At 72.3% G+C, this 25,820-nt stretch carries 17 protein-coding genes; 9 read left to right on the forward strand and 8 right to left on the reverse strand.

The features are described 5' to 3' along the window. Positions 1-3: 3 nt before the first annotated feature. A complete protein-coding gene (locus AB0L75_RS34350) occupies positions 4-438 on the reverse strand; it encodes a roadblock/LC7 domain-containing protein (protein ID WP_365189091.1) in 435 nt (144 codons plus the stop codon). After that, on the reverse strand, positions 435-3,464 hold the full coding sequence (locus tag AB0L75_RS34355) for a nitrate- and nitrite sensing domain-containing protein (RefSeq protein WP_365189094.1): 3,030 nt from the start codon (positions 3,462-3,464) through the stop codon (positions 435-437). The genes AB0L75_RS34350 and AB0L75_RS34355 overlap by 4 nt, the downstream gene beginning before the upstream one ends. 419 nt (positions 3,465-3,883) lie before the next feature. On the opposite strand from AB0L75_RS34355, the gene AB0L75_RS34360 reads away from it, so the two are divergent. Continuing rightward, positions 3,884-4,414, forward strand: a complete 531-nt coding sequence (locus AB0L75_RS34360) for a hypothetical protein (RefSeq protein ID WP_365189096.1) — start codon at positions 3,884-3,886, stop codon at positions 4,412-4,414. Between the two features lie 100 nt (positions 4,415-4,514). Here AB0L75_RS34360 and AB0L75_RS34365 read toward each other — a convergent pair whose 3' ends face one another. Then, on the reverse strand, positions 4,515-5,714 hold the full coding sequence (locus AB0L75_RS34365; RefSeq protein WP_365189099.1) for an FAD-dependent oxidoreductase: 1,200 nt from the start codon (positions 5,712-5,714) through the stop codon (positions 4,515-4,517). Positions 5,715-5,925: 211 nt separating this feature from the next. Further along, positions 5,926-6,249: a bifunctional 3-phenylpropionate/cinnamic acid dioxygenase ferredoxin subunit gene (locus tag AB0L75_RS34370; protein WP_365189101.1), complete on the reverse strand. Its 324-nt coding sequence runs from the start codon at positions 6,247-6,249 to the stop codon at positions 5,926-5,928. A gap of 313 nt (positions 6,250-6,562) precedes the next feature. Here AB0L75_RS34370 and AB0L75_RS34375 point away from each other — a divergent pair, with 313 nt between their 5' ends. The 8 genes from AB0L75_RS34375 (at position 6,563) to AB0L75_RS34410 (ending at position 17,718) form a co-directional block, all read left to right on the forward strand. Continuing rightward, entirely contained in the window at positions 6,563-7,402 is an 840-nt protein-coding gene (locus tag AB0L75_RS34375; RefSeq protein WP_365189103.1) for an IclR family transcriptional regulator, read from the forward strand. A gap of 237 nt (positions 7,403-7,639) precedes the next feature. After that, positions 7,640-8,725, forward strand: a complete 1,086-nt coding sequence (locus AB0L75_RS34380; RefSeq protein WP_365189106.1) for an S-(hydroxymethyl)mycothiol dehydrogenase — start codon at positions 7,640-7,642, stop codon at positions 8,723-8,725. Then, a complete protein-coding gene (locus AB0L75_RS34385) occupies positions 8,722-9,342 on the forward strand; it encodes an MBL fold metallo-hydrolase (protein WP_365189108.1) in 621 nt (206 codons plus the stop codon). Before AB0L75_RS34380 ends, AB0L75_RS34385 begins: the two co-directional genes overlap by 4 nt. Before the next feature lie 44 nt (positions 9,343-9,386). Next, positions 9,387-11,849 (forward strand): FAD-dependent oxidoreductase, encoded by a 2,463-nt coding sequence (locus AB0L75_RS34390; protein ID WP_365189111.1) that lies wholly within the window; start codon positions 9,387-9,389, stop codon positions 11,847-11,849. 114 nt (positions 11,850-11,963) lie between these two features. Then, positions 11,964-13,094, forward strand: coding sequence for an aromatic ring-hydroxylating dioxygenase subunit alpha (locus AB0L75_RS34395; protein ID WP_365189114.1), 1,131 nt, complete (start codon positions 11,964-11,966; stop codon positions 13,092-13,094). Next, entirely contained in the window at positions 13,087-14,553 is a 1,467-nt protein-coding gene (locus AB0L75_RS34400; protein WP_365189115.1) for an aldehyde dehydrogenase family protein, read from the forward strand. The genes AB0L75_RS34395 and AB0L75_RS34400 overlap by 8 nt, the downstream gene beginning before the upstream one ends. Before the next feature lie 19 nt (positions 14,554-14,572). Then, the gene (locus AB0L75_RS34405) at positions 14,573-16,141 is read left to right on the forward strand and encodes an amino acid permease (RefSeq protein WP_365189118.1); all 1,569 of its coding nucleotides are present in this window, start codon (positions 14,573-14,575) and stop codon (positions 16,139-16,141) included. Between the two features lie 26 nt (positions 16,142-16,167). Then, positions 16,168-17,718, forward strand: a complete 1,551-nt coding sequence (locus AB0L75_RS34410; RefSeq protein WP_365189120.1) for a GMC family oxidoreductase N-terminal domain-containing protein — start codon at positions 16,168-16,170, stop codon at positions 17,716-17,718. A 3-nt stretch (positions 17,719-17,721) separates the two neighbouring features. Here the strand turns inward: AB0L75_RS34410 and AB0L75_RS34415 are convergent, their stop codons facing one another. The 4 genes from AB0L75_RS34415 to AB0L75_RS34430 form a co-directional block, all read right to left on the reverse strand. Then, positions 17,722-22,461 carry a hypothetical protein gene (locus AB0L75_RS34415; RefSeq protein WP_365189123.1) on the reverse strand — a complete coding sequence of 1,580 codons (4,740 nt, stop codon included), beginning with the start codon at positions 22,459-22,461 and terminating at the stop codon, positions 17,722-17,724. Between the two features lie 57 nt (positions 22,462-22,518). Continuing rightward, the gene (locus tag AB0L75_RS34420; RefSeq protein ID WP_365189126.1) at positions 22,519-23,409 is read right to left on the reverse strand and encodes a hypothetical protein; all 891 of its coding nucleotides are present in this window, start codon (positions 23,407-23,409) and stop codon (positions 22,519-22,521) included. Positions 23,410-23,440: 31 nt separating this feature from the next. Continuing rightward, complete coding sequence (locus AB0L75_RS34425) at positions 23,441-24,970, reverse strand: hypothetical protein (RefSeq protein ID WP_365189129.1); 1,530 nt, start codon at positions 24,968-24,970, stop codon at positions 23,441-23,443. 135 nt (positions 24,971-25,105) lie between these two features. After that, positions 25,106-25,813, reverse strand: coding sequence for a GntR family transcriptional regulator (locus AB0L75_RS34430; protein WP_365189131.1), 708 nt, complete (start codon positions 25,811-25,813; stop codon positions 25,106-25,108). Positions 25,814-25,820: the final 7 nt, after the last annotated feature.

A 25,820-nucleotide genomic window follows, 5' to 3' on the forward strand; every position in this document is an offset into this window, starting at 1 on the left:
CCACTACCCGCCTGCGGGCAGATCGGTGCGCGGGACGGTGCCCAGATGCACACCGACCCGCTTGACCAGGAGCGTCATCTCGTAGGCGACCTGGCCGACATCGGAGTCGGCGTCGGAGAGCACGGCGAGGCAGCTGCCGTCCCCTGCGGCGGTGACGAACAGGAAGGCGTCGTCCAGCTCGACCACCGTCTGCCGTACGCCGCCCGCGTCGAAGTGACGGCCCACGCCCTTGGCGAGGCTGTGGAAGCCGGATGCTACGGCGGCCAGATGCTCGCTGTCCTCCCTGGTCAGATCCTTGGACACACCCGTTGGCAGGCCGTCGCCGGACAGAACGACGGCCTTGCGGATGCTGGCGACCCGGTCGACCAGATCGTCGAGGAGCCAGTTCAGCTCCCCCTTGTTCGTCTCCGTGTGGCCGGTCGCCTTCGGTGCGGTCATCGACCGTCCCCCTTAGTCGTTCCTTGTGCTGTGCCGTTCTGGACGCCCTCGCCCGCGGCGTTCTCCTCGCGGCCGCGCTGCCAGCCGCGCTGGAGCGAGGCCATCCTGCTACGGACCTCGTCGGCGTCGCGCTCGGCAGGTTGCGCGGCACGTTCGGCGGGCCGCGCGGTGTCCTGCCTGAGCTGGGGAGCCAGGCTGGCCTGCCGCACCCGCCGGGGCAGCGGGCCGCCGGCCGCCTCGACCTCACCGCCGGACAGGGCCCCGTCGGGGGTGGGCTGCGCCGCCAGGCCGGTGGGCTGTGGCAGGTCGCCGGTGGGTCGAGCCAGGCCGCCCGTGCGCCGATGCAGGTCGCCGGTGGCCTGAGCCGTGCCCTCATCGGAAGGGGCCCGCTCACCGGTCGGCTCGGCCCCCCCTCCTTCGGAGCGGGGCCGCACGCCCGTCCCGGAACCGGACTCCACCCCGGCCGACCCTGCCTTGCCGTCGCGGGCCTGCCACAAGGGGCCCGGGCTCTCGTCCGCCGGTGTCGTGGCTCGCCTGCGTCGGGGCAGGGCGGGGACCTCGGACAGGGCTTCGGTGCCGTCGGCGGGAGCCCCCCCGCGTTCCTCGGGCCGGTCGGCGGGTTCCGCGGGGCGGTGGGAGGCCGTGGTGCGCCGGCGGGCGGGCAGCGGGGCCAGTCCGCCGGTGCTGTCGGGGCGGCGCGCGTCGGCGGAGGGCTGCTCGTCGGGTTCGTCACCGCGGGGGCGCTGGTCGGTGACGGGCTTGCCGTGCGAGCTGACCAGTTTGGGGGTCTGCCGGCGCGGCAGCGGTACCGGCCCGCGGTCGCCGCCCTCTTCGCGTGCCTCGCGGTCGGCGGACACGGAGGGCGCCGGGTCGTCGGTGCGGGACAGGGAGCGGCGGGGCCGGAACAGTCCGCCGCGCTCGCTGTCGTCGTCCCCCAGGACGCCGGGGAAGTCGTCGATGGCGTCGAGGTCCACCGGCGCCTCCAGCTCGACGGGCCCGTCCAGCAGCGAGGTCGGCAGGCCGGGCAGCTGCACCGGCCCCGCGGACCGCCCGCCGGCACGGCCCGCCACCTGCCCGGTCCCCTTCCCGCCGCGGTCCCGGTCGAGGCGGAAGCCGAGACCGTTGGTGTCGGGTATGTCGTCGCTGAGCAGCGCGTCGGGGATGAAGACGATGGCCGTGGTGCCGCCGTAGGGCGACGGCTGGAGGGAGACCCGGACGTTCTGGCGCTGGGCGAGACGGCTGACCACGAACAGGCCGAGCCGGTCGGTGTCGGACAGTTCGAACTCGGGGGTCTCGGCGAGCCGCAGGTTGGCGTCCAGCAGCGCCTCGGCCGCCATACCGAGACCGCGGTCGTGGATCTCCAGCGTGAAGCCGTTGGCGACCCGTTCCCCGATCACCTGGACGGCGGTGTGCGGAGGCGAGAAGACCGTGGCGTTCTCCAGGAGTTCGGCCAGCAGGTGGGTGAGGTCGGCGACGGCCGGTCCGGTGAGTGCGACCCGGGGCAGGCGCCGGACCTCGATGCGTTCGTAGTCCTCGACCTCGGCGACGGAGGCACGCACGATGTCCATCAGCTGCACCGGGCGGCGCCACTGCCGGGAGGGTGCGGCGCCGGAGAGGATCACCAGGCCCTCGGCGTGCCGGCGCATACGGGTGGTGAGGTGGTCCAGGCGGAACAGGTCGGCGAGTTCGTCGGTGTCCTCGGTGCGGCGTTCCATGGTGTCGAGCAGCGTGAGCTGCTTGTGCAGCAGCACCTGGCTGCGCCGGGCGAGGTTGACGAAGACCTCGGCGACACCGGACCGCAGCTCGGACTGTTTGACGGCGGCCTCGACGGCGGCGCGCTGGAGGGTGTTGAGGGCCTGGCCGACCTCGCCCATCTCGTTCTTGTCGTACTCCAGGCGCGGCACCTCGGTCTCGACGTCGACGTGTTCGCCGGCGGACAGGCGGCGCATCACGCTCGGCAGCCGGACACCGGAGGCCTCGTGCGCCTCCAGGCGCAGCTGGCGCAGGTCGCGGACGAGGGTGCGGCCGATCCGGACGGACAGGACGAGGGAGAGCACGAGCGCGACGAGACCGAGGAGTCCCGCGACGGCCGCCTGCACGATCACGCCGACGGCCACGGGGTGCGCACGGTCCTGGAAGCGGTCGCCCGCCTGGTCGTCCAGGGTGCCGAGTGCGTCCAGGACGCTCGCGGCCGCGGAGTCCCAGCTCTTCGCGGTGACGCCGTGCGGAGTGCCGGAGTCCGTGTCGATGACGGTCTGCTCGGCCGTGCGCAGCGGAGCGGTGTCGGCGTCCTTCCACAGGCGTTCGTAGCGACCGCGCTCGGAGGAGGGCAGCAGCGGCAGGCTGACGTCGTACAGGACGGTGCGCTGGGCGACGAGGTCGGAGAGGTCGCGGGTCTCGGCGCGGGTGAGCGTGCCGACGACGAGGGAGGAGCCGAGCAGGGCGTCCTCGCGGGAGAGCAGCTCGCGGGCGCGGCTGACGTTGACCATCGCGCGGGCCTGCGCGTCCAGTTCGACGTCGTCGATGCCTTCGAGGGCGGCGAGCAGCGTGAAGCAGGGGTCGACCAGGCGGTTGTAGAGGCCGAAGGCCTGAACCCGGGTGACGGTGCCCTGCTCGACGCTGCGGCGCAGGGCCTCAAGGCCGTCGAAGGCGTCCAGGACGGCGGTGAGGCGTTTGCCGCCGTTCGCGTCCATGGCGTCGAGGACGTCGTGGTCGCCGGCGTTCTTCCGGATCTTGGCCAGCGCCCCGTCGGTGGCGGTGCGGGTGCGCTGCAGCGCGGAGAGGGCGTCGGCGGCCCGCGGGTCGGCGAGGTAGACGAGGGTCTGTCGGCGCTCCTGCTGCAGCACCCGGACGGTGTCCTCGGTGGGGTAGCCGATGTCCTGCTTGACGTCCGACGCATGGAACAGCCGGGCGACTTCGCGCCCTGTCAGTACCGTTGCGAAGCCCCAGATGGCGGTCAGGGACACCAGCGGCACGAGAAGCAGCGCCACGATCTTCCGGCGGATCGACTTCCCGCGAAAGCGCATGGCCTCCCCCAGCTCGTCCCCCGCCGGCCGGGGGTGCACATGTCCGTCAACAAACGGCGCGAGCCTACTACCGCCTCACAGTTAACTCGAAGACATGTCCGGAGGATGAACTTCCGCTCCGGCGGCGAGACATGGCGAGTTGTCCGGGCATGGGGGGAGATTGCCACCGCGATCCGGCACTCACACCCGGTCGGGCCGGGATGCCGCGGCCGGACGGTTGGCTGGATTTTTTCGCAGACGGGGAATCTTCACGCGGTGTCGTGCGTCCTTCTCTATGGGAAATGGGGGCGGAATGGGCCACAGGAGCCGCATCCCGCACCCCGGCGGCGTAATACAGCGCAAGCCGGGCAGCCACTGGGGAGTCGGCGTCTTGTGACACCGGGGCGAGCGGTCTGCTGGCGGTGGGGAGTGACAAGGTGATGGGCACGGCGGAGCGGCGCGAAGCGCCCGAGGAGAGCGTGGCGGGGCGCTCGGCGGCGCGGCAGGGCCTCAGGGCGTCGGATCGCGACATTCCGGTGCGCGGGCACGCCGGGGAGTCCATGGGAGAACAGCGGCAGGACTACCGGCCGTTGTGGGTGGAGGAGCCCGCGAAGCGGCACCCGATGCCGGACCCGGTGCGTACGGCGGCGGTGCGCGCTGTCCTGATCATCTCGGTCACGCTGATCCAGGCGATGGTGGCGTTCCTGTGCACGCTGGCCGGGTCCTGGCTGGCGTTCCCGATGGTGATCAGCAGTGTGGCGAGCACGGTGGTGGCCACCTGGTCCGTGGTCGACGTATGGGTGACCCGCCAGGTGTGGAACCAGCGGTACGGCGTGGTCTCCGAGCCCAGCAGCACGGCCCGGGCGCTGCGCCGCGAGCGCCGGGCCCGCCGACGCGAGGAGCGGGCGGCCCTGCGCGAGCAGGAGCGGATACGCCGGCGGGGCGGCGCCGGGCAGCTGTCCCATCTCTGAGCCGGTACGGGCGGGTCGGGCGTGACCCCACTCGGTCACGCCGTCCCCGGCCCGTCATCGCTCGACGTCCTGGGCCCGCCGCTGCTCGCCGGTTCCGCCGTCACAGCACGGCCGGTACGGCCCGTTCCCGCTCCTCCCGCTGGAGTGCGCGCCGGGCCCGCATGAAGGCGCGGGGCCGGTCGACTCCGAGTACGGCGACGGTACGGCCGTTCCGCTCGTAGTGGGCGAGGAAGCCGGCCTCGCCGGGCCCCGGGTGACCGCCCGCGTCGGTGATCTCGCCCTCGGCGAGGCGGACCGTGTCGCCCTCGCGGTGCCGGCCGGCGAACTGGATGCGGGAGCCGTACTGGTCGGACCAGAAGTACGGCACCGTGCGGACCGTCTCAAGGGTGCGGCCGGCGAGGAGGTTGGTCACGGCGACGCGGGGTTGCTCGGTGGCGGACGTCCAGTGCTCGGCCCGGTTGCCGCCGACGCGGGCGACGTCGCCGACGGCGACCACCTGGGGCAGGGCCGTCGCGCAGCCGTCGTCGCACAGAACGCCGTCGTGCAGGGCGAGCGTCGAGCCCACCAGCCACGAGGTGTTGGGAGTGGCGCCGATACCGACGATCACGGTGTCGGCGGGAAGCGTACGGCCGTCGGTGAGGTCGACACCGGTGACGGAGGCGGTGCCGCGCAGGCCGGCCACGCCGGTTCCGGTGATCAGCTCCACCCCGCCGCGCCGGTGCAGGGCGGCGCACACGGCGGCCATTCCGGCACCGAGTTGGGGCACCAGCGGAATCGGTGCGGCCTCGACGACCGTGACCGCGTGGCCGAGTCCGGCGCACGAGGACGCGGTCTCGGCTCCGATGAATCCGCCGCCGATGACGACGACCCGGCGGGGTTCCCGGCCGAGGTCGGCGCGCAGGGCCCGGGCGTCGTCCAGGGTGCGCAGGGTGTGGACGCCGGCGAGGCCGTTGCCGGGGAGCCTGCGGGCGGCGGCGCCGGTGGCGATGACGACACCGTCGGTGGAGATGGTACGGCCGTCGTCGAGGAGGACCGTGCGGCCGCGGGCGTCGAGCCCGCGGGCGCGGATGCCGAGCAGCCACTCGGCGTCGAGTCCGGCGCTGTCGTCGGCGTCGGCGAGGGCGAGCCGGTCCTCGTCGGTGCGGCCGGTGAGGAAGTCCTTGGAGAGGGGAGGCCGGTCGTAGGGACGGTGGGGTTCCTCGCCGATGATCACCAGCCGGCCGTCGAAGCCCTGGGCCCGCAGTTCCCGGGCGGCGTAGAGCCCGGAGAGGGAGGCACCGACGATGGTGACGGTCCTCATGCGACATGGCTCCTCACGTGGGCGGCGGGAAGGAGAGGGTGGATCGATGTGTCACGGACCGGACGGCACAACGGTGTTGTGCTGGCGGGCCGGGGGGTGGCGGATGCCCCGGGGGCCGTGCTCACGCCACCGCGACAGCCGGAAACCGTGCTCACATGGCCGCGACGTCCGGGGACGGGGGCCGGGCGGCCGTAGGAGCCGGGTGTGGGGTTCATGCGGCTGTGCCCTTCTCCGCGTTGAGGTGGACGTGGATGACACCGTCCTCGACGGTGACGCGGTGGGTGCGAACGGGGCGCCGGGCCGGCAGGCAGGTCGGCTCGCCGGTGCGCAGGTCGAAGGACGCGGCGTGCAGCGGGCATTCGATCAGGCAGCCCTCCAGCCAGCCCTCTGAGAGGGATGCGTCCTGGTGCGTACAGGTGTCGTCGATGGCGTACAGCCCGCCGTCCTCGGTGCGGAACACGGCGATGGGCGGCGTGGTCTCGACGCGGGCGGACTCGCCCTCGGGGAGGTCGTCGAGGCGGCAGACGGGAATCACGGGCCCCCCTCTCGGTCCGGGACACTCGGTCCGGGACCTGCTCGATGCAGGCGTCAGGGATGACACAGGTATGGCTGACGGGAGTCCGGACCTGCGGTGGTCCGGCCCCGGTGCACAGGCAAGGGAATGGCGGACCTCATCGGTCCGGGTGGTCCGGCACCCTTCCGGGATCCGGACGCTTCGGTAACATGGTGTTTCGTATGGCGCACGAGCAAGCGCTATGCGCAACAGAATCCGGGCGGGACGACCGTCGCGTCAAGGGCTTCCCGCAGATGCGGCCCGAACCGGGCCCACAGGTGGTGAGAGTTGAGCCATGACCCGCACGCAGAAGAAGTCTGACCGCAACGAGGAGACCACGGAGAACCCAAGGACCCCGGAGAGGCAGAACGGCCGCGGCGCGGCCAGCGCGGTGCAGTCGGTGGACCGCGCCGTGAGCGTGCTGGAGATCCTCGCCCGGCACGGCGAGGCGGGCGTCACCGAGATCGCCGAGGAGCTGGACGTGCACAAGTCCACGGCGTTCCGGCTGCTCGGCGTACTGGAGAACCGCGGCCTGGTGGCCCAGGCGAAGGACCGCGGCAAGTACTACCTGGGGGCCGGCGTGCTCCGCCTCGCGGGAGCGGCGGCGGTACGGCTCGACATCTCCCAGGAGGGCGTCCCGGTCTGCCGGGAGGTCGCCGACGAGCTGGGCGAGACGGTGAACGTCGCCGTGCTCGACGAAGACGCGGCGGTCAACATCATGCAGGCCCGCGGCACCGCCTCGGTCACCGCGCAGAACTGGCTGGGCAGGCGCACCCCGCTGCACGCCACCTCCAGCGGCAAGGTGCTGCTCGCGCACATGTCGCCCACCCTGCGCGAGGGTCTGCTGGCGCGGACGCTGCCGCGGTTCACCGACCGTACGATCACCGGCGCGGCGATGCTGCGCGCGGAGCTGGAGGCCGTGGTCGAGCAGGGCTACGGCGTCACCATCGAGGAGCTGGAGCTGGGACTCGCGGCCGTCGCGGCCCCGGTGCGGGCGCACGACGGCAAGGTGATCGCCGCGATCAGCGTCTCGGGTCCGGTGTACCGGCTGAATCCGGACCGGCTGCCGGAGGTGGCGAAGCGGACGGTGGCGGCCGGCGCCGAGCTGTCGCGCCGGATGGGCTACGGCTTCTGACTGGGCCGGCGACAGACACGCGCACCGCGTTCACACCGCACGAACCGCCGCGCGGGACCGGGACGTTCCTGGTCCCGCGCGGTCGGGTGTCCGCCCGTGTGTCCCAGAGGTTTCGCCCCGCGGGTTCCCTTTTTCCAGGGGTTAACGCGCACCCCTTGACGGCCCCGTGACGCCGTTCTCAATATGTTCCTCATCGCGCAACCCATCGTGCAATGCGCAACAGCAGAGGAGCTTGTCGTGCCACACGAGGTCCGTGCCGTAGTCGCTGAGAAGAAGGGCGCACCCGTTCAGGTGCGGACGATCGTCGTCCCCGATCCGGGCCCCGGTGAGGTCCTGGTCGATGTGCAGGCCTGCGGGGTGTGCCACACGGATCTCCACTACCGGGAGGGCGCGATCAACGACGACTTCCCGTTCCTGCTGGGCCATGAGGCGGCCGGCACGATCGCCTCGGTCGGCCCGGGTGTCACCGACCTGAAGCCCGGCGACTATGTGGTGCTGGCCTGGCGGGCGCCCTGCGGCAGCTGCCGTTCCTGTCGCCGCGGCCGGCCCTGGTACTGCTTCGACTCCCGCAATGCCGCGCAGCCGATGACCCTGCTGGACGGCACCCCGCTCAGCAACGCCCTCGGCATCGGCGCCTTCGCCGAGAAGACGCTGGTCGCGGCCGGTCAGGCGGTGAAGATCGACCCGGCCGCGCGCCCCGAGGCGGCCGGTCTCATCGGCTGCGGGGTGATGGCCGGTTACGGCGCCGCCGTCAACACCGGCAACGTCGGCCGGGGTGACTCGGTCGCCGTCATCGGCTGCGGCGGCGTCGGCAACGCGGCCATCGCGGGCGCCTGTCTGAACGGCGCCATGAAGGTCATCGCCGTGGACATCGACGACAAGAAGCTCGACCAGGCGGAGAGGTTCGGCGCCACCCACACCGTCAACTCCCGTGGCACCGACCCGATCGAGGCCGTCCGGGAACTCACCGACGGCCACGGCGTGGACATCGCCATCGACGCGGTGGGCCGGCCCGAGACCTTCAAGCAGGCCTTCTACATGCGCGATCACGCCGGTCTGCTGGTCCAGGTCGGTGTGCCCTCGCCCGAGATGACGGTCGAACTCCCGCTGATCGACGTCTTCTCGCGCGGCGGAGCGATCAAGTCCTCCTGGTACGGCGACTGTCTGCCGAGCCGGGACTTCCCCTTCCTGATCGACCAGTACCTGTACGGCCTGCTCGACCTCAACGCGTTCGTGTCCGAGACGATCGCCCTGGACCAGGTGGAGGAAGCGTTCGGCAAGATGCACCGGGGCGAGGTGCTGCGCTCGGTGGTGGTGCTGTGAAGGGCGCCGTACGCATCGAACGCCTTGTCACCCACGGCACGTTCAGCCTCGACGGCGACACCTTCGAGGTCGACAACAATGTCTGGCTGCTCGGTGACGACGAGGAGGTGCTGGTCGTGGACGCCGCGCATGACGCCGAGGCGATCGAGCACGCCGTCGCGGGCCGCCGGGTCACCTCCGTCGTCTGCACCCACGCCCACGACGACCACATCGACGCGGCGGCCGCGCTCTCCACCCGCACCGGGGCGCCCGTCCTGCTCCACCCGCACGACCACGAGCTGTGGTCCCGCACCCACCCCGGCCGCAAGCCGGACGGTGAGCTGACCGACGGCCGTGTCCTCACGGTCGCCGGCATCGAACTCCAGGTGATCCACACCCCCGGCCACACCTGGGGCAGCTGCTGCCTGTACGTCCCGTTCCTCGACGCCGTCTTCACCGGCGACACCCTCTTCCACGGCGGTCCCGGCGCCACCGGGCGCTCGTACTCCGACCACCCGACCATCGAGGCGTCCATCCGCGCCCGGCTGCTCACCCTGCCGGGCGGCACCGTCGTCCACACCGGGCACGGCCAGGACACGACGATCGCCGCCGAGCGGCCGAACGTCCCCTTCGCCTGAGCGACTCTCCCGCACCTGCCATCCCCGCCACCACAAGGAGGGGCATGACCAGCAATTCCGCACCCCAGGACCGTGGCCCGCGCGTCGTCGTCATCGGCGCCGGCATCGTCGGCTGCTCCCTCGCCGACGAGCTGACCGCCCGCGGCTGGACCGATGTCACCGTCCTCGAACAGGGCCCGCTGCCCGCCCCCGGCGGCTCCACCTCGCACGCCCCCGGGCTCGTCTTCCAGACCAGCCCCTCCAAGACGCTCGCCGAGTTCGCCAAGTACACCGTCGAGAAGTTCTGTTCACTCCGGGCCGACGGTGTCTCCTGTTTCCAGCAGGTCGGCGGCCTGGAACTCGCCACCACCCCCGAGCGGCTGGCCGACCTGCACCGCCGGGCCGGTTACGCCGCCTCCTGGGGCATCCGCGGCGAGATCGTGAGCACCGCCCGCTGCAAGGAACTCTGGCCGCTGCTGGACGAGTCGGTCGTCCTCGGCGGATTCCACACCCCCGACGACGGCCTGGCCCGCGCCCTGCTCGCGGCCCGTGCCCAGATGGAGCGGGCCGTCGCGCGCGGCGCCCGATTCCTGGACCGCCACACGGTCACGGGCATCGAGCAGGAGAACGGCCATGTCACCGCCGTGCTCACCGACCGCGGCGGCTTCCCCGCCGACCGGGTGGTCTCCGCGGCCGGATTCTGGGGGCCGGTCATCGGCCGTATGGCCGGGATCGACGTACCGCTGCAACCGCTCGCGCACCAGTACGCGAAGACCGGACCGCTGCCCGAGCTGAGCGGCGCCGCGGCCGAGGCCTCGAAACCGATCCTCCGCTTCCAGGACCGGGACCTGTACTTCCGTGAGCACACCGACCGCATCGGCATCGGCTCCTACGCGCACCGGCCGCTGCCGGTGGACCCGTTCGCCGTGCTCGCCTACGACGAGGCGCGTGCGCAGGGCAGGGAGATGCCGTCCTCGTACCCGTTCACCGTCGCGGACTGGGCGCCGAGCTGGGAGGACTGCCGCCGACTGCTGCCCGCTCTGCGCGAGACGGAGATCGAGACCGGTTTCAACGGGGTGTTCTCCTTCACTCCGGACGGCATGCCGGTCCTCGGAGAGGCCCGGCAACTGCGGGGCTTCTGGCTGGCCGAGGCGGTCTGGGTGACGCACTCCGCCGGGGTGGCGAAGGCGGTGGCCGAGTGGATGGTCGACGGGCAGCCCTCCCTCGACGTGCACGAGTGCGACCTCACCCGGTTCGAGGAAGCGCAGCGTTCACCGGCGTACCTCCGTGAGCGCGGTTCACAGCAGTTCGCCGAGGTGTACGACGTCTTGCACCCCCTCCAGCCGATGGAACAGCCGCGCCCCCTCCGGGTCAGCCCCTTCCACGCCCGTCAGCAGCAGCTCGGCGCCTTCTTCCTGGAAGGCACCGGCTGGGAGCGCCCGCACTGGTACGAGGCGAACGCCCCGCTCGTCGACGCCCTCGGCGACCTGCCCGAGCGCGACGCCTGGTCGGCCCGCTACTGGTCCCCCATCGCCGCCGCCGAGGCGCGGGCGACCCGCGAGAAGGTCGCCCTGTACGACATGACCCCGCTGCGCCGCCTGGAGGTGTCCGGCCCCGGCGCGCTCTCCTTCCTGGACCGCATGACCAGCAACAACCTCCGCAAGAAGCCCGGCGCGGTCACGTACACCCTGCTGCTGGACGAGACCGGAGGCATCCGCTCCGACCTCACCGTCGCCCGTCTCGCGCCCGATCGCTTCCAGGTCGGCGCCAACTCCCCGGCCGACCTGGACTGGTTGCTGCGCCACGCGCCGGCCGGGGTGCAGATCCGCGACATCACCTCCGGCACCTGCTGCATCGGCGTGTGGGGGCCTTTCGCCCGCGCCCTCGTCCAGCCGCTGACCCGCGACGACTTCTCGCACGAGGGCTTCGGCTACTTCCGCGCGAAGGAGACGTACATCGGGCACGTGCCGGTCACCGCCATGCGGCTGTCCTACGTCGGCGAACTGGGCTGGGAGCTGTACACCACCGCCGATGTGGGCCTGCGGCTGTGGGACACGCTGTGGGAGGCCGGGCAGGAGCACGGAGTGGTCGCCGCGGGGCGGTCCGCCTTCAACTCGCTGCGCCTGGAGAAGGGTTACCGCGCCTGGGGCACCGACATGACCGACGAGCACGACCCGTTCGAGGCGGGCCTCGGCTTCGCGGTCCGCATGGACAAGGAGGACTTCGTCGGCAAGGCGGCGCTCGAACGTGCCGCAGAGCCCTCCCGCCGGCTCACCCCGCTCCTCCTCGACGACCCCGCCGCCGTGGTCCTCGGCAAGGAGCCGGTCCTGGTCGGCTGCGCCCCGGCCGGTTATGTGACCAGCGCGTCGTACGGCTACACGCTCGGCCGCTGTGTCGCCTACGCCTGGCTCCCCGCGGGACTCGCCACCGGCACCGGCGTACACATCGAGTACTTCGGCGAGAAGGTGCCGGCCACGGTCGCCGACGAGCCGCTGTTCGACCCGAAGATGACCCGGATCCGCCGTTAGCACCCTCCTGAAGGCCGCCACCCGCATGTACTCCAGCACCCCCGACGCACACTTCGTGATCGCCCGGCACCCCGCCCGCCCCACCGCCGCCGCGCCCGCCTGAGGAGCACGCCCGTGACGACGACACCGATCTCCCCGAGCCTCATCGCGACGCTTCCGGGCCGCTACTACACCGACCCGGACGTCTTCCGGCAGGAGCAGGAGAAACTCTTCGAGTCCCTGTGGTTCTGCGCGGTCCGCAGCGCCGACCTGGACAGACCGGGCGCCTTCCGGACGGTCCAGGTGGGCCGCGAGAGCGTCATCATCACCCGAACGCGCACGGGTGAGCTGCGCGCCTTCCTGAACGTGTGCCGGCACCGGGGCGCACGGCTGTGCACGGAGGAGTCCGGCGAGGTGCGCCGCAATCTCCAGTGCCCGTACCACGCATGGACGTACGACCTTGACGGCAAGTTGATCGCCGCGCCCAACTTGATCAAGATGCCGGACATTGATCGGGTCGCCTACGGGTTGATCAAGGTGTCCTTGCGTGAATGGCTCGGCTACGCCTGGGTGTGCCTCGCCGACGAACCGCCCTCCTTCGAGGACACCGTGATGGAGGCGGCCGTGGAACGGCTCGGTGACGCAGCCGCCATCGAGCACTACGGCACCGAGCAACTGGCTCTCGGCCGGCGCATCACCTACGACGTGAAGGCCAACTGGAAGCTGATCGTCGAGAACTTCATGGAGTGCTACCACTGCGCGACGATCCACCCCGAACTCGTCGAAGTACTCCCCGAGTTCGCCGACGGGTACGCCGCCCAGTACTACGTCGGCCACGGCGCGGAGTTCGGCGCGCAGATCAAGGGGTTCACGGTCGACGGCAGCGAGGGCTTCGGCAAACTGCCCGAGGTCGACGCCGATCAGGACCGCCGCTACTACGCCATCACCGTCAAGCCGACCGTGTTCATCAACCTCGTGCCCGACCACGTCATCCTGCACCGGATGTTCCCGCTGGCCGAGGACCGCACGGTCGTGGAGTGCGACTGGCTGTACGCGCCGGACGTGGTGGCGTCCGGGGCGGATGTGTCGAAGTCCGTGGAGCTGTTCCACCGGGTCAATGCGCAGGACTTCGAGGCGTGCGAGCGCACCCAGCCGGCGATGTCCTCGCGCGCGTACCGCGCCGGCGGAGTCCTGGTCCCGAACGAGCACCACATCGGGATCTTCCACGAGTGGCTGCTGAGCCGGCTGGGAGAGGCCGATGCCTGATCTCTTCATCGACGGCGCGTGGCGGGGCGCCCTGGACGGGCGCACCCGGGAGATCCGCTGTCCCGCCGACGGCAGCCTGGTCGGCGTCGTCGACGAGGCCGGCGGCAAGGACACCGTGGAGGCGATCGCGGCGGCCCGGCGCGCCTTCGACACCGGCCCCTGGCCGCGCACCCCGGCGCAGGAGCGCGGTGACCTGCTGCTGCGGGTCGCGGACCTCCTCGTCCGCGACCGGGACGCCCTGGCCCGCGCCGAATCTCTTGACACCGGCAAGCGACTGGTGGAGAGCGTGTACGACATTGATGATGTCGTCAACTGTTTCCGCTACTTCGGCCGGCTGGTGGCGACCGAGACCGGACGGGTGGTCGACACCGGCCGGGAGGGCGTCGACAGCCGGGTGGTGTACGAACCGGTCGGCGTCTGCGCCCTGATCACCCCGTGGAACTATCCGCTGCTGCAGACCGCGTGGAAGGTCGCCCCGGCCCTCGCGGCAGGCAACACCTTCGTGCTGAAGCCGAGCGAGCTGACCCCGCACACCGCGATCCATCTGGTGCGGCTGCTGGCGGAGGCGGGGCTGCCGCCGGGCGTGGCCAACCTGGTGCTGGGCGCCGGACCGGAGGCGGGCGCCCCGCTCGGCGACCATCCGGACGTCGATCTGGTCTCCTTCACCGGCGGTCTGCAGACCGGACGCCGGCTGATGGCGGCGGCGGCCGGCACGGTGAAGAAGGTCGCACTCGAACTCGGCGGTAAGAACCCCAACATCGTCTTCGCGGACGCCGACTTCGACGCGGCCGTCGACATGGCGCTGACAGCGGTGTTCCTGCACTCCGGGCAGGTCTGCTCGGCCGGGGCCCGGCTGCTGGTCGAGGACGCGCTGCACGACCGGTTCGTGGCCGAGGTGGTACGCCGGGCCCGGCTGATCCGGCTGGGCGGCCCGTTCGACGAGCGCGCGCAGACCGGGCCGCTGATCTCGGCGGCCCACCGGGCGAAGGTCGAGGCCTATGTGGCCCGGGGCGTCGAGGAGGGCGCGGTGCTGCGCTGCGGCGGCGCCCGGCCCACCGGATCCGGCTACGACGAGGGCTTCTACTACCTCCCGACCGTCCTGGACGCGTGCACGAGCGGGATGTCGGTGGTCCGGGAGGAGTCCTTCGGACCGGTGCTGACCGTCGAGCGGTTCACCGGCGAAGGGGAGGCCGTACGGCTCGCCAACGACACGATCTACGGCCTCGCGGGCGCCGTGTGGACGGGCGACGAGGCCAGGGCGGCCCGGGTCGCGGCTGAGCTGCGCCTCGGCACGGTCTGGATCAACGACTACCACCCCTACGTGCCCCAGGCCGAATGGGGTGGTTACAAGCAGTCCGGGTTCGGGCGTGAACTCGGACCCGCGGGGCTCGCCGAGTACCGCGAGACGAAACACATCTGGCGCACCACCGCGCCGGCACCGCAGGGCTGGTTCGACTGACAGCCAGAGGAGTCCACTGATGACCACCACGGAGCAACCACCAGGCCCCCACCACCACGACGACGCCGAACTCGCCGAGTTCGGCTACAAACCCGAACTCAAGCGCACGCTCGGCAACTTCCACACCTTCGCCGCCGGGATCAGCTACATCTCGATCCTCACCGGCACCTTTCAGTTGTTCTACTTCGGCTACGGCAGCGGCGGTCCGGCCTACTGGTGGTCGTGGCCGATGGTGTTCGTCGGCCAGTTCATGGTCGCCCTGTGCTTTGCCGAACTCGCCGCCCGCTACCCGGTGGCCGGCTCGGTCTACAACTGGTCGAAGAAGATCGGCAATCCGCATCTGGGCTGGATGGCCGGGTGGATGATGTTGATAGCGTCCATCGTGTCCATCGCGGCGGTCGCGCTGGCCTACCAGTTGACGCTGCCGCAGATCTCGTCCGCGTTCCAGTTCGTCGGGGACGGCACCGGCAAGTACGACGTCGCGACCAACGCGGTCATCCTGGCGACCGTGTTGATTCTGTTCACCACGCTGGTCAATGCGTTCGGCGTCAAGTTGATGGCCACGATCAACACGGCGGGTGTCTTCATCGAGTTGATCGCCACCGTTGTACTGATCATCCTCTTCGCCGTCCACATCACCCGCGGTCCGCAGGTCGTCATGCAGACGAACCACACCGGTGCGGGCTATTCGGCCGGCTATCTCGGTGCGTTCCTGGTGGCCTCGCTGGCCTCGGCATACGTCATGTACGGCTTCGACACCGCCGCCTCGCTCGGCGAGGAGTCCCTGGACCCGTCCCGGAACGCCCCGCGCGCCATCATCCGCGCGATCGTCGCCTCCTTCGTGCTGGGCGGCCTGGTGCTGCTGCTGGCGCTGATGAGCGTCTCCAGCCTCAAGGGCGACAAGCTGTCCACGGACGGCCTGCAGTACATCGTGCTCGACGTGCTCGGTCCGACCGCCGGCAAGGCGATGCTGTGGTGCGTGCTGATCGCGGTCACGGTGTGCGCGCTGGCCGTGCACACGGCGGCGATCCGGCTCGCGTTCGCCATGGCCCGGGACAACAACCTGCCCGCTTCCTCGCTGCTGGCCCGGGTCAGTCCGCGCTTCAAGACCCCCGTCCTGCCGGCCGTGATCATCGGCGTGCTGGCGCTGGCGATCCTCGTGGTCAACATCCGCCAGCCGCAGATCTTCACGGTCGTCACCAGCATCGGCATCGTCATGATCTACCTCGCCTACCTGGGCGTCACCGCTCCGATGCTGGTCGCCCGGCTGCGCGGCAAGTGGCAGCCGGCGGGCGGGGGCAGGTTCTCGCTGGGCCGCTGGGGACTGCTCGTCAACATCGGCGCGGTCGTGTGGGGCGCGGCCATGACGGTCAACCTGATCTGGCCGCGGGCCGCGGTCTACAACGCGAGCGCTCCGTACCACTGGTATCTGCGCTGGGGCGCGGTGCTGTTCGTCGCGGTCATCGCGGGCGGCGGCTTCGCCTACTACTGGTTCGTCCAGCGTCACCGCACCGGCGTGCTCGCCGAGCACCGCCTTGAGTCCGAGCCCGCCCCGACCGCTCCCCTCGCCGCCCCGGCGGCCGACTGATTCCGGCTCCAAGGAGGTCACTGCTCATGAGCATCGATGAGTTCGACTACGTGGTGGTCGGCGGCGGCACCGCGGGCAACGCGGTGGCGGCCCGGCTCTCCGAGGACCCGTCCGTGACGGTGTGCGTGCTGGAGGCGGGTCCGAGCGACGTCGGCGACGACGACGTCCTCAGGCTGGAGCGCTGGATGGGCCTGCTGGAATCCGGCTACGACTGGGACTACCCGGTGGAACCACAGGCCACCGGCAACAGCTTCATGCGGCACGCGCGCGCGAGAGTGCTGGGCGGCTGTTCCTCGCACAACTCCTGCATCGCCTTCTGGGCGCCGGCGGAGGACCTGGACGACTGGGCGGCCGGGGGCTGTACGGGCTGGAGCGCGGCCGACCTGTTCCCGCTGTACCGGCGGCTGGAGAACAACGACGCGCCCGGCGACCACCACGGCCGCACCGGCCCGGTGAAGCTGCGCACGCTGAAGGGCGGCGACCCGTGTGGTGCGGCCCTGCTGCAGGCGTGCGCGCAGGCCGGGATACCCACGGTCCCGTTCAACACCGGGAAGACGGTGGTGCGCGGGGCCAACTGGTTCCAGATCAACTCCGACGAGAACAACATCCGCCAGTCGTCGTCGGTCGCCTATCTGCACCCAGTACTGGGCAAACGTCCAAATCTGGACGTCCGTACCGGAGTTCGGGCCAAGAAGCTGGTGCTGGACGGCCGCCGGTGTGTGGGCGCCGAGTATCTGGACCCCGACCTGGTGCACACCCGCACGGTACGGGCCCGGCGTGAGGTGATCGTCTCGTGCGGCTCGATCGACTCCCCGAAGCTGCTGATGCTGTCCGGCATCGGCCCGGCCGGCCCGTTGCGCGAGGTCGGCGTGGACGTCGTCGTCGACTCCCCCGGCGTCGGCGAGAACCTCCAGGACCACCCCGAGGGCGTGATCATGTGGGAGGCGAAGCAGCCCATGCCCACCGCGTCGAGCCAGTGGTGGGAGGCGGGCATCTTCTACGACACCGAACCGGGCCTGGACCGGCCCGACCTGATGTTCCACTACGGCTCGGTGCCGTTCGACATGAACACCGCCCGCTGGGGCTACCCCACCTCGGAGAACGCGTTCTGTCTGACGCCCAATGTCACGAAGGCGAAGTCACGCGGCACGGTACGGCTGCGCACCCGCGACTTCCGGGACAAGCCGAAGGTGGATCCGCGGTACTTCACGCACGAGCACGATGTGCGGGTCATGACGTACGGGCTGAGGCTGGCGCGTCGCATCGTCGCACAGCCGGCGCTGAGCGGCTGGGCGGGCGCGGAGCTGGCTCCGGGGCCCGATGTCCGGACGGACGACGAGCTGCTGGACTACATCCACAAGACGCACAACACCGTCTACCACCCGTCCTGCACGGTGAAGATGGGCGCCGACGACGACCCCTCGGCCCCGCTCGACGCGCGGCTGCGGGTCAAGGGGGTCGAGGGGCTGCGGGTCGCCGACGGTTCGGTGATGCCGGACCTGATCGCGGTCAATCCGTGCATCACGACGATGATGATCGGCGAGAAGTGCGCGGACCTCTTGAAGGAGGACGCCTGACGGCTATGCCGGCTTCTTGAACATCCGCGTCGCCGTGATCTCGCTGTGCACCGCTTCTCCGGCCTGGGGCTGCTGCGGCAGACCGGGCCGGAGGTGTTCCTCCACGCTGATGTACTTCAGGCCCGCCCGGAGGTCCGCGTCGTTGCGCAGGCGGATGACCAGCGGGAACTCGGCGAGTGCGGTGGTGTCGAAGAGGCCGGTGGTGTACAGCAGCTGCACACCGAGCGCGTCGGAGACGGCCCGTTGCAGCTCCAGCAGGTACGTGGCGTTGGCGCGGCCGATCGGGTTGTCCAGGAACAGCGTGCCGGCGTGCCGGTGCTTCTCCCGCCCGCGGTCGTTCGAACGCAGGGCCGCCATCGTGCAGTACAGGGCGATCGCGGCGGTGAGCAGCTGGCCGCCGGAGAAGACGTCGCCCATCTGGCCGACGGGGACGCGCTCGGCGCGCAGTACGGCGTCGGGCTTGAGGATCTCGACGGCCACGCCCTTCGGCTGCAGCGCCGCCGCGACGCCCCGCAGCAGCAGCGACATGCCGTCGCGGCGCAGGTCGGAGTTCTTCTTCACGGCCGCGCGCGTGGCGTCGTCGATGACCTCGCCGAGCCGCTCGGTGAGGGTGGCCTGGTCGGGCTCCTCGAAGCGGATGCGCAGGAACTCCTGCCCGGACCATTCGCCGAGGCCCTCGGGGAGACGGGAGAGCCGCTGGGCGGAGCGCAGGGTGGCGAGGGCGGACTCCACGAGGCCGCGCAGCCGGTCCACGATCGAGTCGCGGTTGCGCTCCAGCTGGGCCAACTCGTCGGTGAGGACGCGCAGTCGGGGCGCGAAGGCGTCGGCCCACTTCTGCGCGTGCTCCGGCAGCGCGGACGCGGGCAGTTCGCGGATCTGCTGCCGGGCGGGGGTACGGACCTGTTCGTAGCGCGTGGAGTTGGCGTGCCGGACGAGGACGTCGCTCGCCTCGCGGACGGTCGCCTCGGCGGTGGACAGGTCTGCGGCGCAGCCGCGCAGCGAGCGGCGGGCCTCGGCCGCGGAGTGCCGGGCCTCCTCCAGGCTGCCGGGGTAGGGCTCCGGCTCGTCCTGGTCCTCCTCGGGGGCGTGCTCGCGCAGCAGGTCGCGGAGCATCGCGGCGATCTCGTCGAAGCCACCGGCCGCGTCCTCGGCGGCCCGGTGGGCCTCCAGCAGCTCGGCGTGCGCCTCGCGGGCCTCGGCCAGCGCCTCGGTACGGGAGGCGAGTTCGCCCGTCGCGGTGCGCAGCAGCGCCTGGGCGTGCTCGGCGTCGCGCGGGAGCAGTTCCCCAGGCAGCTCGGTGTGCGCCTCGCCGTCCTCGGGGGCGTGCCGTTCGGCCTCGCCGCGCAGCCGGCCGAGCTGCTCGCTCGCACTCGACATGCGGGTCTCCAGGAGCTGCACCAGCTCCTCCGCGCGTGCGGCGGCGGCCTGCCGGGAGGGCCCGTCCGAGCCGTCGGGCGACTGCAGCAGCTGCTCGGCGCGGGTGCGGACCTTGTTGCTGAGCCGGTCCAGCTCGGCGCGGGCGGCGCTCTCGTCGCTCTCCGCGCGGGCCTGCTCGGCGCGCAGGTCGGCACCGACGCCGACCTTCTCGTACACCTGGGAGGCGGCCCGGTAGGACTCGCGGAGTGCGGGCAGGGACGCCTTGGGGGCGTCCGCGTCCTCGACCGGTACGTCGTCCGGGGCGCCGGCGATCTCGGAGCGCTCGGCGCGCAGCGCGCGTGCGGTGCGGCGGGCGTCGTCGGCGGCGCGCTGGGCGGCGCGGCGGTCCTCGTCGGCGGCGCGGGCGCGCTCCAGGCACGTCTGCGCGCGGGCCTCGGACTCCGCCCCCTCGTCGGCGAGTTCGCGCAGGCGGGCCTGCCAGCCGGCGCGCTCGCGCAGCCGGTAGGCGAGTCCGGCGAGGGCGTCGGCGGCCCGGCGAGCCTTCTGCGCGGCCTCCTGCCGCTCGTCGCGGACCTGTGCGGCCTCGGCGGCGACCTCGTCGGCCTCCGCACGCAGGGTGCGCGCCTCGGCCAGCTCGGCCTCGGTCTCCCCGGCGAACGCCCGGGCCTCCTCGGCGGTCCGCGCCAGCTCGGTGAGGCGGCCGGCGGGGCAGCCGGTGCGCCAGGAGGCGAGCCGGGCGGCCAGTTCGCGGTCCTTGCCGAGGCGGGCGGCGAGGGTGCGGATCTCCTCGTCGCGCGCGGTGGCCCGCGCGCGCAGCGCCTGCCGTTCCTCGTCGGCGGCGTGCTCGTCGTGCATGGCCGGGTTCGGCGGCACGAGGAACACATCACCCGGGGTGGCGTCGGCGGCGGGGGGCGGAGCGAGCAGGGCGGCGGCCGTGCCGACGGCGACGGCGGAGCGGGGCAGCAGGGCGGCGTCACCGAGCGCCTCGCGGGCACGCGCGTGCGTGTCCGGGTCGGTGATGATCACACCGTCGACCAGTTCCGGACGGACGGCGAGCACGCGCGCGTGGTCGGCGGGGTCGACGGCCTGGGCGAGATAGCGCCAGCCGGGCAGCGCCGGGATGCCGTGCTCGCCGAGGAACTCCACCGTGGCCAGGACGTCCGGGCCGGGCGGCAGCAGTCCGCCGTCACCGAGGGCGCCGAGGATCCGGGAGTCGTCGGCGGCGGCGGTGCGCAGGTCGAAGAGGTGCCGTTCGGCACTCGACACGGCGTCGTCCAGCAGCTCGCGCAACTCGTCGGCGAAGCCGTCGAGTTCCTCGGAGGTGAGCGGGAATTCGGCGAGGGGACGAGGGGTGTCGTGCGCGCCCGGTGCCGTCGGCCCCGTGGCGCCGTCACGTCCGCCTGCGGGGCCGTCCGGCCCCCGGTCGGCATCCGCCTCGGCGCGCGCGCCGCCCCGGGCGCCCATCGCGTCATCGGCCCCGGAGCGGGGCGCGGGCACTCCGGGCTGCCCGGCCGCGGGTGCACCCGGCAGGCTGAGCAGTTCCGCGAGGCGCTCCTCGGCGGCCAGGGACTCGGCGAGGCGCCGCTCGGCCTCGAAGGCGCGCTCGGCCGCCGTCGCCGCGTCCGCCGCGCGGGCCGCGGTCAGTTCCGCCCGGGACTCGGCGGAGGCCGCCTCGCGCGCGTGCTCGGTGACCTTCCGGGCGGCCTCGCGGGCCGTGTCCCAGGCGGCGACGGCGGTCTTCTCGGCATCGCTGGCGGCGAGCGCGGCACGCGCCGGGTCGGCGTCCGGGGCGCTGTCGTCGAGCCAGCCCGCGCGGACGGCCTCGGCGGTCTCCTGCTCGACCTCGGCGAGCCGCTGCCGCAGATGCCCGGTCTCGCTGCGGGCACGCTGTGCCTCGGTCGCGGCGGCGGTGGAGTCGCGGTAGGCGCAGTCGCTGACCTCCTGGAGCGCGGCGGAGCGCTCCTCCTCCTCGTTCGCGAGGGCCTCGGCGCTCTCGGCGGCCGCGTGCAGGGCCCGTACGAGGTCCACGGCGGCCTTGGCGCGGGCGGCGAGCGCGGGCGCGGCGTCCCGCTCGGCCTCGTGGATGGCGGCGGACACGCGCGCGACGCGGTCGGCGGCGGCCCGGTGCCGCAGCACGGCCTCGGCGGCCTGCCAGGCGGAGTGCAGGGTGCGCGCGTCGGCCAGCTCGCGCTTCTGCGCGGCGGCGGACTTCTCGGCGGCGGCGAGTGCGAGAGAAGCGTGCCGGTAGGCGAGTTCGGCGGCGGTCAGGGCGCTGCGCTCCCGGGCGCCCTCGGAGTGGGTGACGGCGTAGGCAGCGGCCGTGACCCGCTGGGCGAGGTCCGCGGCCCGCACCCGCTCCCGCACCGCCCGCGCGGACAGCCGCCGGGCGAGGGTGCGGGTACGGCGCTCGGCTCCGGCGTGGATGTCACGCGCGCGTGCACGGGCGTCGGCGGCCTCGACGATCCGCCCGAGCAGGTCGGCCGAGCCGGCGGTGAAGTCCCGTTCGGCGATCAGCTCGGCGCGCCGGCCCAGCTTGTTGCCGAAGCCGCTGACGAGGTCGGCGAGTCCGTCGGTGTCGCGGGTGTCGGTGACGGCGCGCAGCAGCAGGTCGGTGAAGTCGGAGTCCTTCTTCACCGCGAAGAGACCGGCCGCCTCGCCCTCGTCGGCGTTCATCTCCCGCTGGTAGCGGAAGAGTTCGGGGTCGAGGCCGAGGTCGCCGAGGTGCTCGATCCAGCGGTCGTGGATCTCCTCCCAGTGCACCTCCAGGTGCGGGTAGGCCTTGCCGGCCTCCATGAGGGCGTCGCGGAAGCCCTTCATGGTGCGGCGCCGGCCCTGGGCGCCCGAGGTGCCCTCGACGGGCGGGCGTACGGCGGTGGCCTCGGCGACCGGCAGGTTGTCCAGGCTCAGGCCGGGCCCGGGCCGGAACGAGTACCAGGCCTCGGCGAACTTCCGCGGGTCGTTGGAGACCTGTCGCCCGCGCCACTCGCTCACCTTGCCGACGACGACGCACTCGCCTGTCTGCACATGCTGCCACTCCAGCGCCACGTGGCCGCAGTCGTCGGCGAGCAGGAACTTGCGCAGCACACCGGAGCTGGCGCCGCCGAGGGTGTTCCGGTGGCCCGGCAGCATCACCGAGAAGATCAGCTTGAGCAGGACGGACTTGCCGCCGCCGTTCTCCAGGAAGAGCACGCCGGCCGGCGCGGGCCGACGCGGCGGACCGGACGGCTCCTCCTCGAAGAACTCCGCCTGCGTGGGCGCCGGGTCGGGCACGGGCTCGCCGACACCCCGCAGGTCAAGCACGGTGTCGGCATAGCGCGCACCGGCGGGACCGATGGAGTAGAGGCGGACCCGGGACAGCTCGTACATGGCGGACTCTCGTCAGTTTTCTGGCAGATCGGGGCGGAGGTGCGGATCGGGAGGTGTTCAGGAGTGCGACGGCGTGTGGAAGGGCAGGCCGGCGTCGGCCACCAGCTCCAGGTCCTCGGTGTCGTCGGCGGGCAGCAGGCTGGCCGTGCCGTCGGTCACCGGTACGACGCCCAGTTCGAGCAGTTCGGCCATGGCGGCGCTGCCGGCCATGTCACGGACCTGGAGCTGGTAGCGGGCCGTGGTGCGGTACGTGCCGCCGCTGTCGTCGCCGGTACGCTGCAGAAAGCCCGAGTCGGTGAGGAAGGCCAGGGCCTTGGCCACGATGCCGGTGGTGGAGGCGGCCGGCCGGCGGGCGTCCTTGGTGGCCCCGGTGGCGCTGCGTCTGGTCCAGATGCGCCAGGCGGCTTCGAGGCCGGGCGCGTCGGTCGCCGGGTCGGTGTTCTCGCCCAGTTCCTCGGCGCGCTCCTCCAGGCGCCGGCAGGCCTGCCGTACGAACGCGTCGACGCCGTTGACGGTGACGCGGCCGATGTAGGTGTCGTCGGCCAGGTCCTCCGGGCGCGGGAACGCCAGTGCGGCGGCGGCGAGATGGGCCAGGCCGTGCAGGAAGCGGTCGCCGGAGTCGGCGGCGGTGCGACGCGCGTAGTCACCCATGCGGACGGCGAACACCGAGTCCTCGGCGGCCGTCACGGCCATACCCGCGCGCGGGGACACCTCCAGCACCACGAGCCCCAGGCCGGCGGCGACGGCGTCGGCGAGCCGCGCGAACGCGGAGTCGTCCCGGTACCGGCGCAGCAGCTCGGTGTACTCCTGGTCGCGCGCGGGCTGCAGCTTGGGCTGCAGCCCGAAGGCGACGAGCCGCGCCGCGTCGGCGGCGTCGGCGGGGGTGACGGCGGAGCCGGCCGGCGCGGCGGCAGGCTCGGGCTCACTCCAGTCGACGTGCTCGGTCACGGCTTCGGCTCCTTGTCGCGTTCTCGCTCGGTCATGCTGCTTCCGTCCGGTCCGCGGCCATCCCCGCCGCATCCAGCAGCGCGGTGCCCACGATCAGGTCCGCCCCGCCGAACTCGGGGTCGTCCAGCTCTGTCCCGTCGTCCACGGCGAACAGCAGTTTCTCCTCGCCCTGCCGGTAGGCCGTGCCGACGGCCGGGCTGGCCGCGTGGACGGCCAGCAGAGCCACCAGGTACGCCAGATCGGGGTCACCGGTCCGCCGGGCCTCGGCCAGCAGGCCCGACAGCCTGCGCGGCGCGTCGGCCGGAAGGTCCAACAGCTCGGTCGCGGCGGCCAGTTGCTCCTCGCTGAACCGGCTGTCGTCCGGCGTCGCGATCAGGTCCGGCTCGGGCATCTCGGCGCCCAGGTGCTCCCGCTCCACCGGTGGCGTCAGCAGTATCTCGACGAGATCGCCGACCCGCACCGACACCGGCGTGCGCAGACCCGTGCCCTGCGCGAAGAACGCGTCCGTGACCCGGATCGCCTGCTCCAGGGGCAAGGGCAGGACGGGGGCGACGAGATGGCCGTACAGGTCCGTCCCGGAGGTCGTGGCCGGCGTGGCGAAGGCCTGCCGGTCCTGCTCGGCGCGGAACAGCGGGCCCGCCTCCAGCAGCCGCGACTGCAACTGCGTGTGGCGCCGGATGCAGTCCTTGACGATGTCGACCAGCTCGGCGGCGCGCCGCTTGTGCTCGGGCTCCTCGGTCTCGTCGCGGGCCTTGCGGATGTTGGTGAGGATCGCGTTCTCGTGGCGGTAGCGGTCGGCCACGTGGTCCAGGGCCTCGGCGATCATGTCGGGCACGGCACCCAGCCAGTCGACCGCGCGGACGTTGCGCCGGGTGGCCTCCAGGGCGCGGCGCAGGGTCTCCGAGTACTGCACCGTGCGGTAGCGGGCCTGCTCGGCGGCGAGCTGGGCGTCGGCGAGCCGGCCGCGGCTGATCAGCACCTCCAGCTTGACCTCGGCGGCGATCTGCGCGCTGGTGACGTCGGTGTCGAGGGCGCCGACCAGGACGTTGACCGCCTCGTCCGTGGTGCGCAGATAGACCGTGCCACCGGGGCCGGGGACCTCTTCGATCAGCTTGAAGTCGTAGTCACGGCGGACGTATGTGCCGTCCGGGGCGAAGGTGCCGTAGACGGCGCGGAAGCCGCGGTCCACGCTGCCCACGTTGATCAGGTTCTCCAGGACCCAGCGGGCCACGCGCTCGTGCTCGGCGGCCGGCCGGTGCGGGGCCTGGGCGGCGATGCGCGGGACGAGCCGGGCCACGATCTGCTCGTGGTCGGCGCCGGTGTCGAAGTCCATGTTGAGCGTGACCAGGTCGATGGCGGCGAGGGCCACCTCGGCCATGCCGTACACCGAGTACTCGCCGGCCAGGTTGGCCTTGCGCGCGTCGAGGTCGTGCAGCGGCGCGGTGCAGGCGAGCGCACGCAGCCGACGCGCCAGCCCCTCGTCGGCGGCCGGGCCCGGAGCCGGGCGCGGCCCCGCGCTGAGCTGGGGCGGAACGCTGTCCGTCGATGCAGGCGAAGTCACGGTGCACAGACTAGGTCCTCGGTCTGACATCGACCCAAACGACCCAGAAGCGACGGACGTCACAGCATCTCGGGACGGGCGTCACGGACAGCCGGGACGGGTGTCACGCACAGACGAGGCGTGTGTCACGGACACTCAGGAGGTTCGGGCCGACTCCTCCCCGACGCGCCGCCTGTACACCTCGACGACCCGCTCCAGCGAAGCGGTGAGGTAGGTCTGCAGCAGCCGCTCGGCCTCGCGCCTGTCGCCGTCCTGCAGTGCCCGCAGGATCTCGCGGTTGCGGGCGAGGTAGGGCTCGTGGAGCCGGCGCGGATCGTCGACGACATGGAAGGCGAGCCGCAGCTCGGCGAAGACGCTGCGCATCAGTTCGTCGGTGCGTTCACTGCCGGCGAGGGCCACCAGTTCCCGGTGGAAGTGGATGTTGGCGGTGCCCAGCGCCTTCCAGTCGTTCCCGGCGGTCGCCGACTCGCCCTCCGCGACCGCCGCGGCGACCCCCTCCAGCCGGTACGGCGGCTCGCCGAGCCCGCGGACGACGGCGCACTCGACCAGGGAGCGCGTGCGGTAGATGTCCTCGACGTCCTCGACGGTCAGGACCCGCACGAACACCCCGCGGTTGAGTTCGTGGACCAGCAGGCGTTCGTGCGTGAGCAGCCGGAACGCCTCGCGCAGGGTGTTGCGGGACACCCCGAGGGCGCCGCCGATGCCGTCCTCCGACAGCCGGGTGCCGGGGGGGAAGTACCCGTCGGCGATACGGGTCCGGAGGATGTCCGAAACCCGCTCCGCCGTGCTCGTGCGCCCCAGGAGCGCACGGTCGTCGGCCAGTGCCGTCAGCTGCTCTGCCATGCCCGGA

Origin of the sequence: Streptomyces sp. NPDC052101 (assembly GCF_040680235.1) — a bacterium.
GTDB lineage: Bacteria > Actinomycetota > Actinomycetes > Streptomycetales > Streptomycetaceae > Streptomyces.

Coding starts and splice junctions, on each gene's coding strand:
- AB0L75_RS34365 (WP_365189099.1), bottom strand. CDS start 5,714: ATGAGGACCGTCACCATCGTCGGTGCCTCCCTCTCCGGGCTCTACGCC.
- AB0L75_RS34415 (WP_365189123.1), bottom strand. CDS start 22,461: ATGTACGAGCTGTCCCGGGTCCGCCTCTACTCCATCGGTCCCGCCGGT.
- AB0L75_RS34410 (WP_365189120.1), top strand. CDS start 16,168: ATGAGCATCGATGAGTTCGACTACGTGGTGGTCGGCGGCGGCACCGCG.
- AB0L75_RS34400 (WP_365189115.1), top strand. CDS start 13,087: ATGCCTGATCTCTTCATCGACGGCGCGTGGCGGGGCGCCCTGGACGGG.
- AB0L75_RS34355 (WP_365189094.1), bottom strand. CDS start 3,464: ATGCGCTTTCGCGGGAAGTCGATCCGCCGGAAGATCGTGGCGCTGCTT.
- AB0L75_RS34390 (WP_365189111.1), top strand. CDS start 9,387: ATGACCAGCAATTCCGCACCCCAGGACCGTGGCCCGCGCGTCGTCGTC.
- AB0L75_RS34350 (WP_365189091.1), bottom strand. CDS start 438: ATGACCGCACCGAAGGCGACCGGCCACACGGAGACGAACAAGGGGGAG.
- AB0L75_RS34375 (WP_365189103.1), top strand. CDS start 6,563: ATGACCCGCACGCAGAAGAAGTCTGACCGCAACGAGGAGACCACGGAG.
- AB0L75_RS34360 (WP_365189096.1), top strand. CDS start 3,884: ATGGGCACGGCGGAGCGGCGCGAAGCGCCCGAGGAGAGCGTGGCGGGG.
- AB0L75_RS34430 (WP_365189131.1), bottom strand. CDS start 25,813: ATGGCAGAGCAGCTGACGGCACTGGCCGACGACCGTGCGCTCCTGGGG.
- AB0L75_RS34405 (WP_365189118.1), top strand. CDS start 14,573: ATGACCACCACGGAGCAACCACCAGGCCCCCACCACCACGACGACGCC.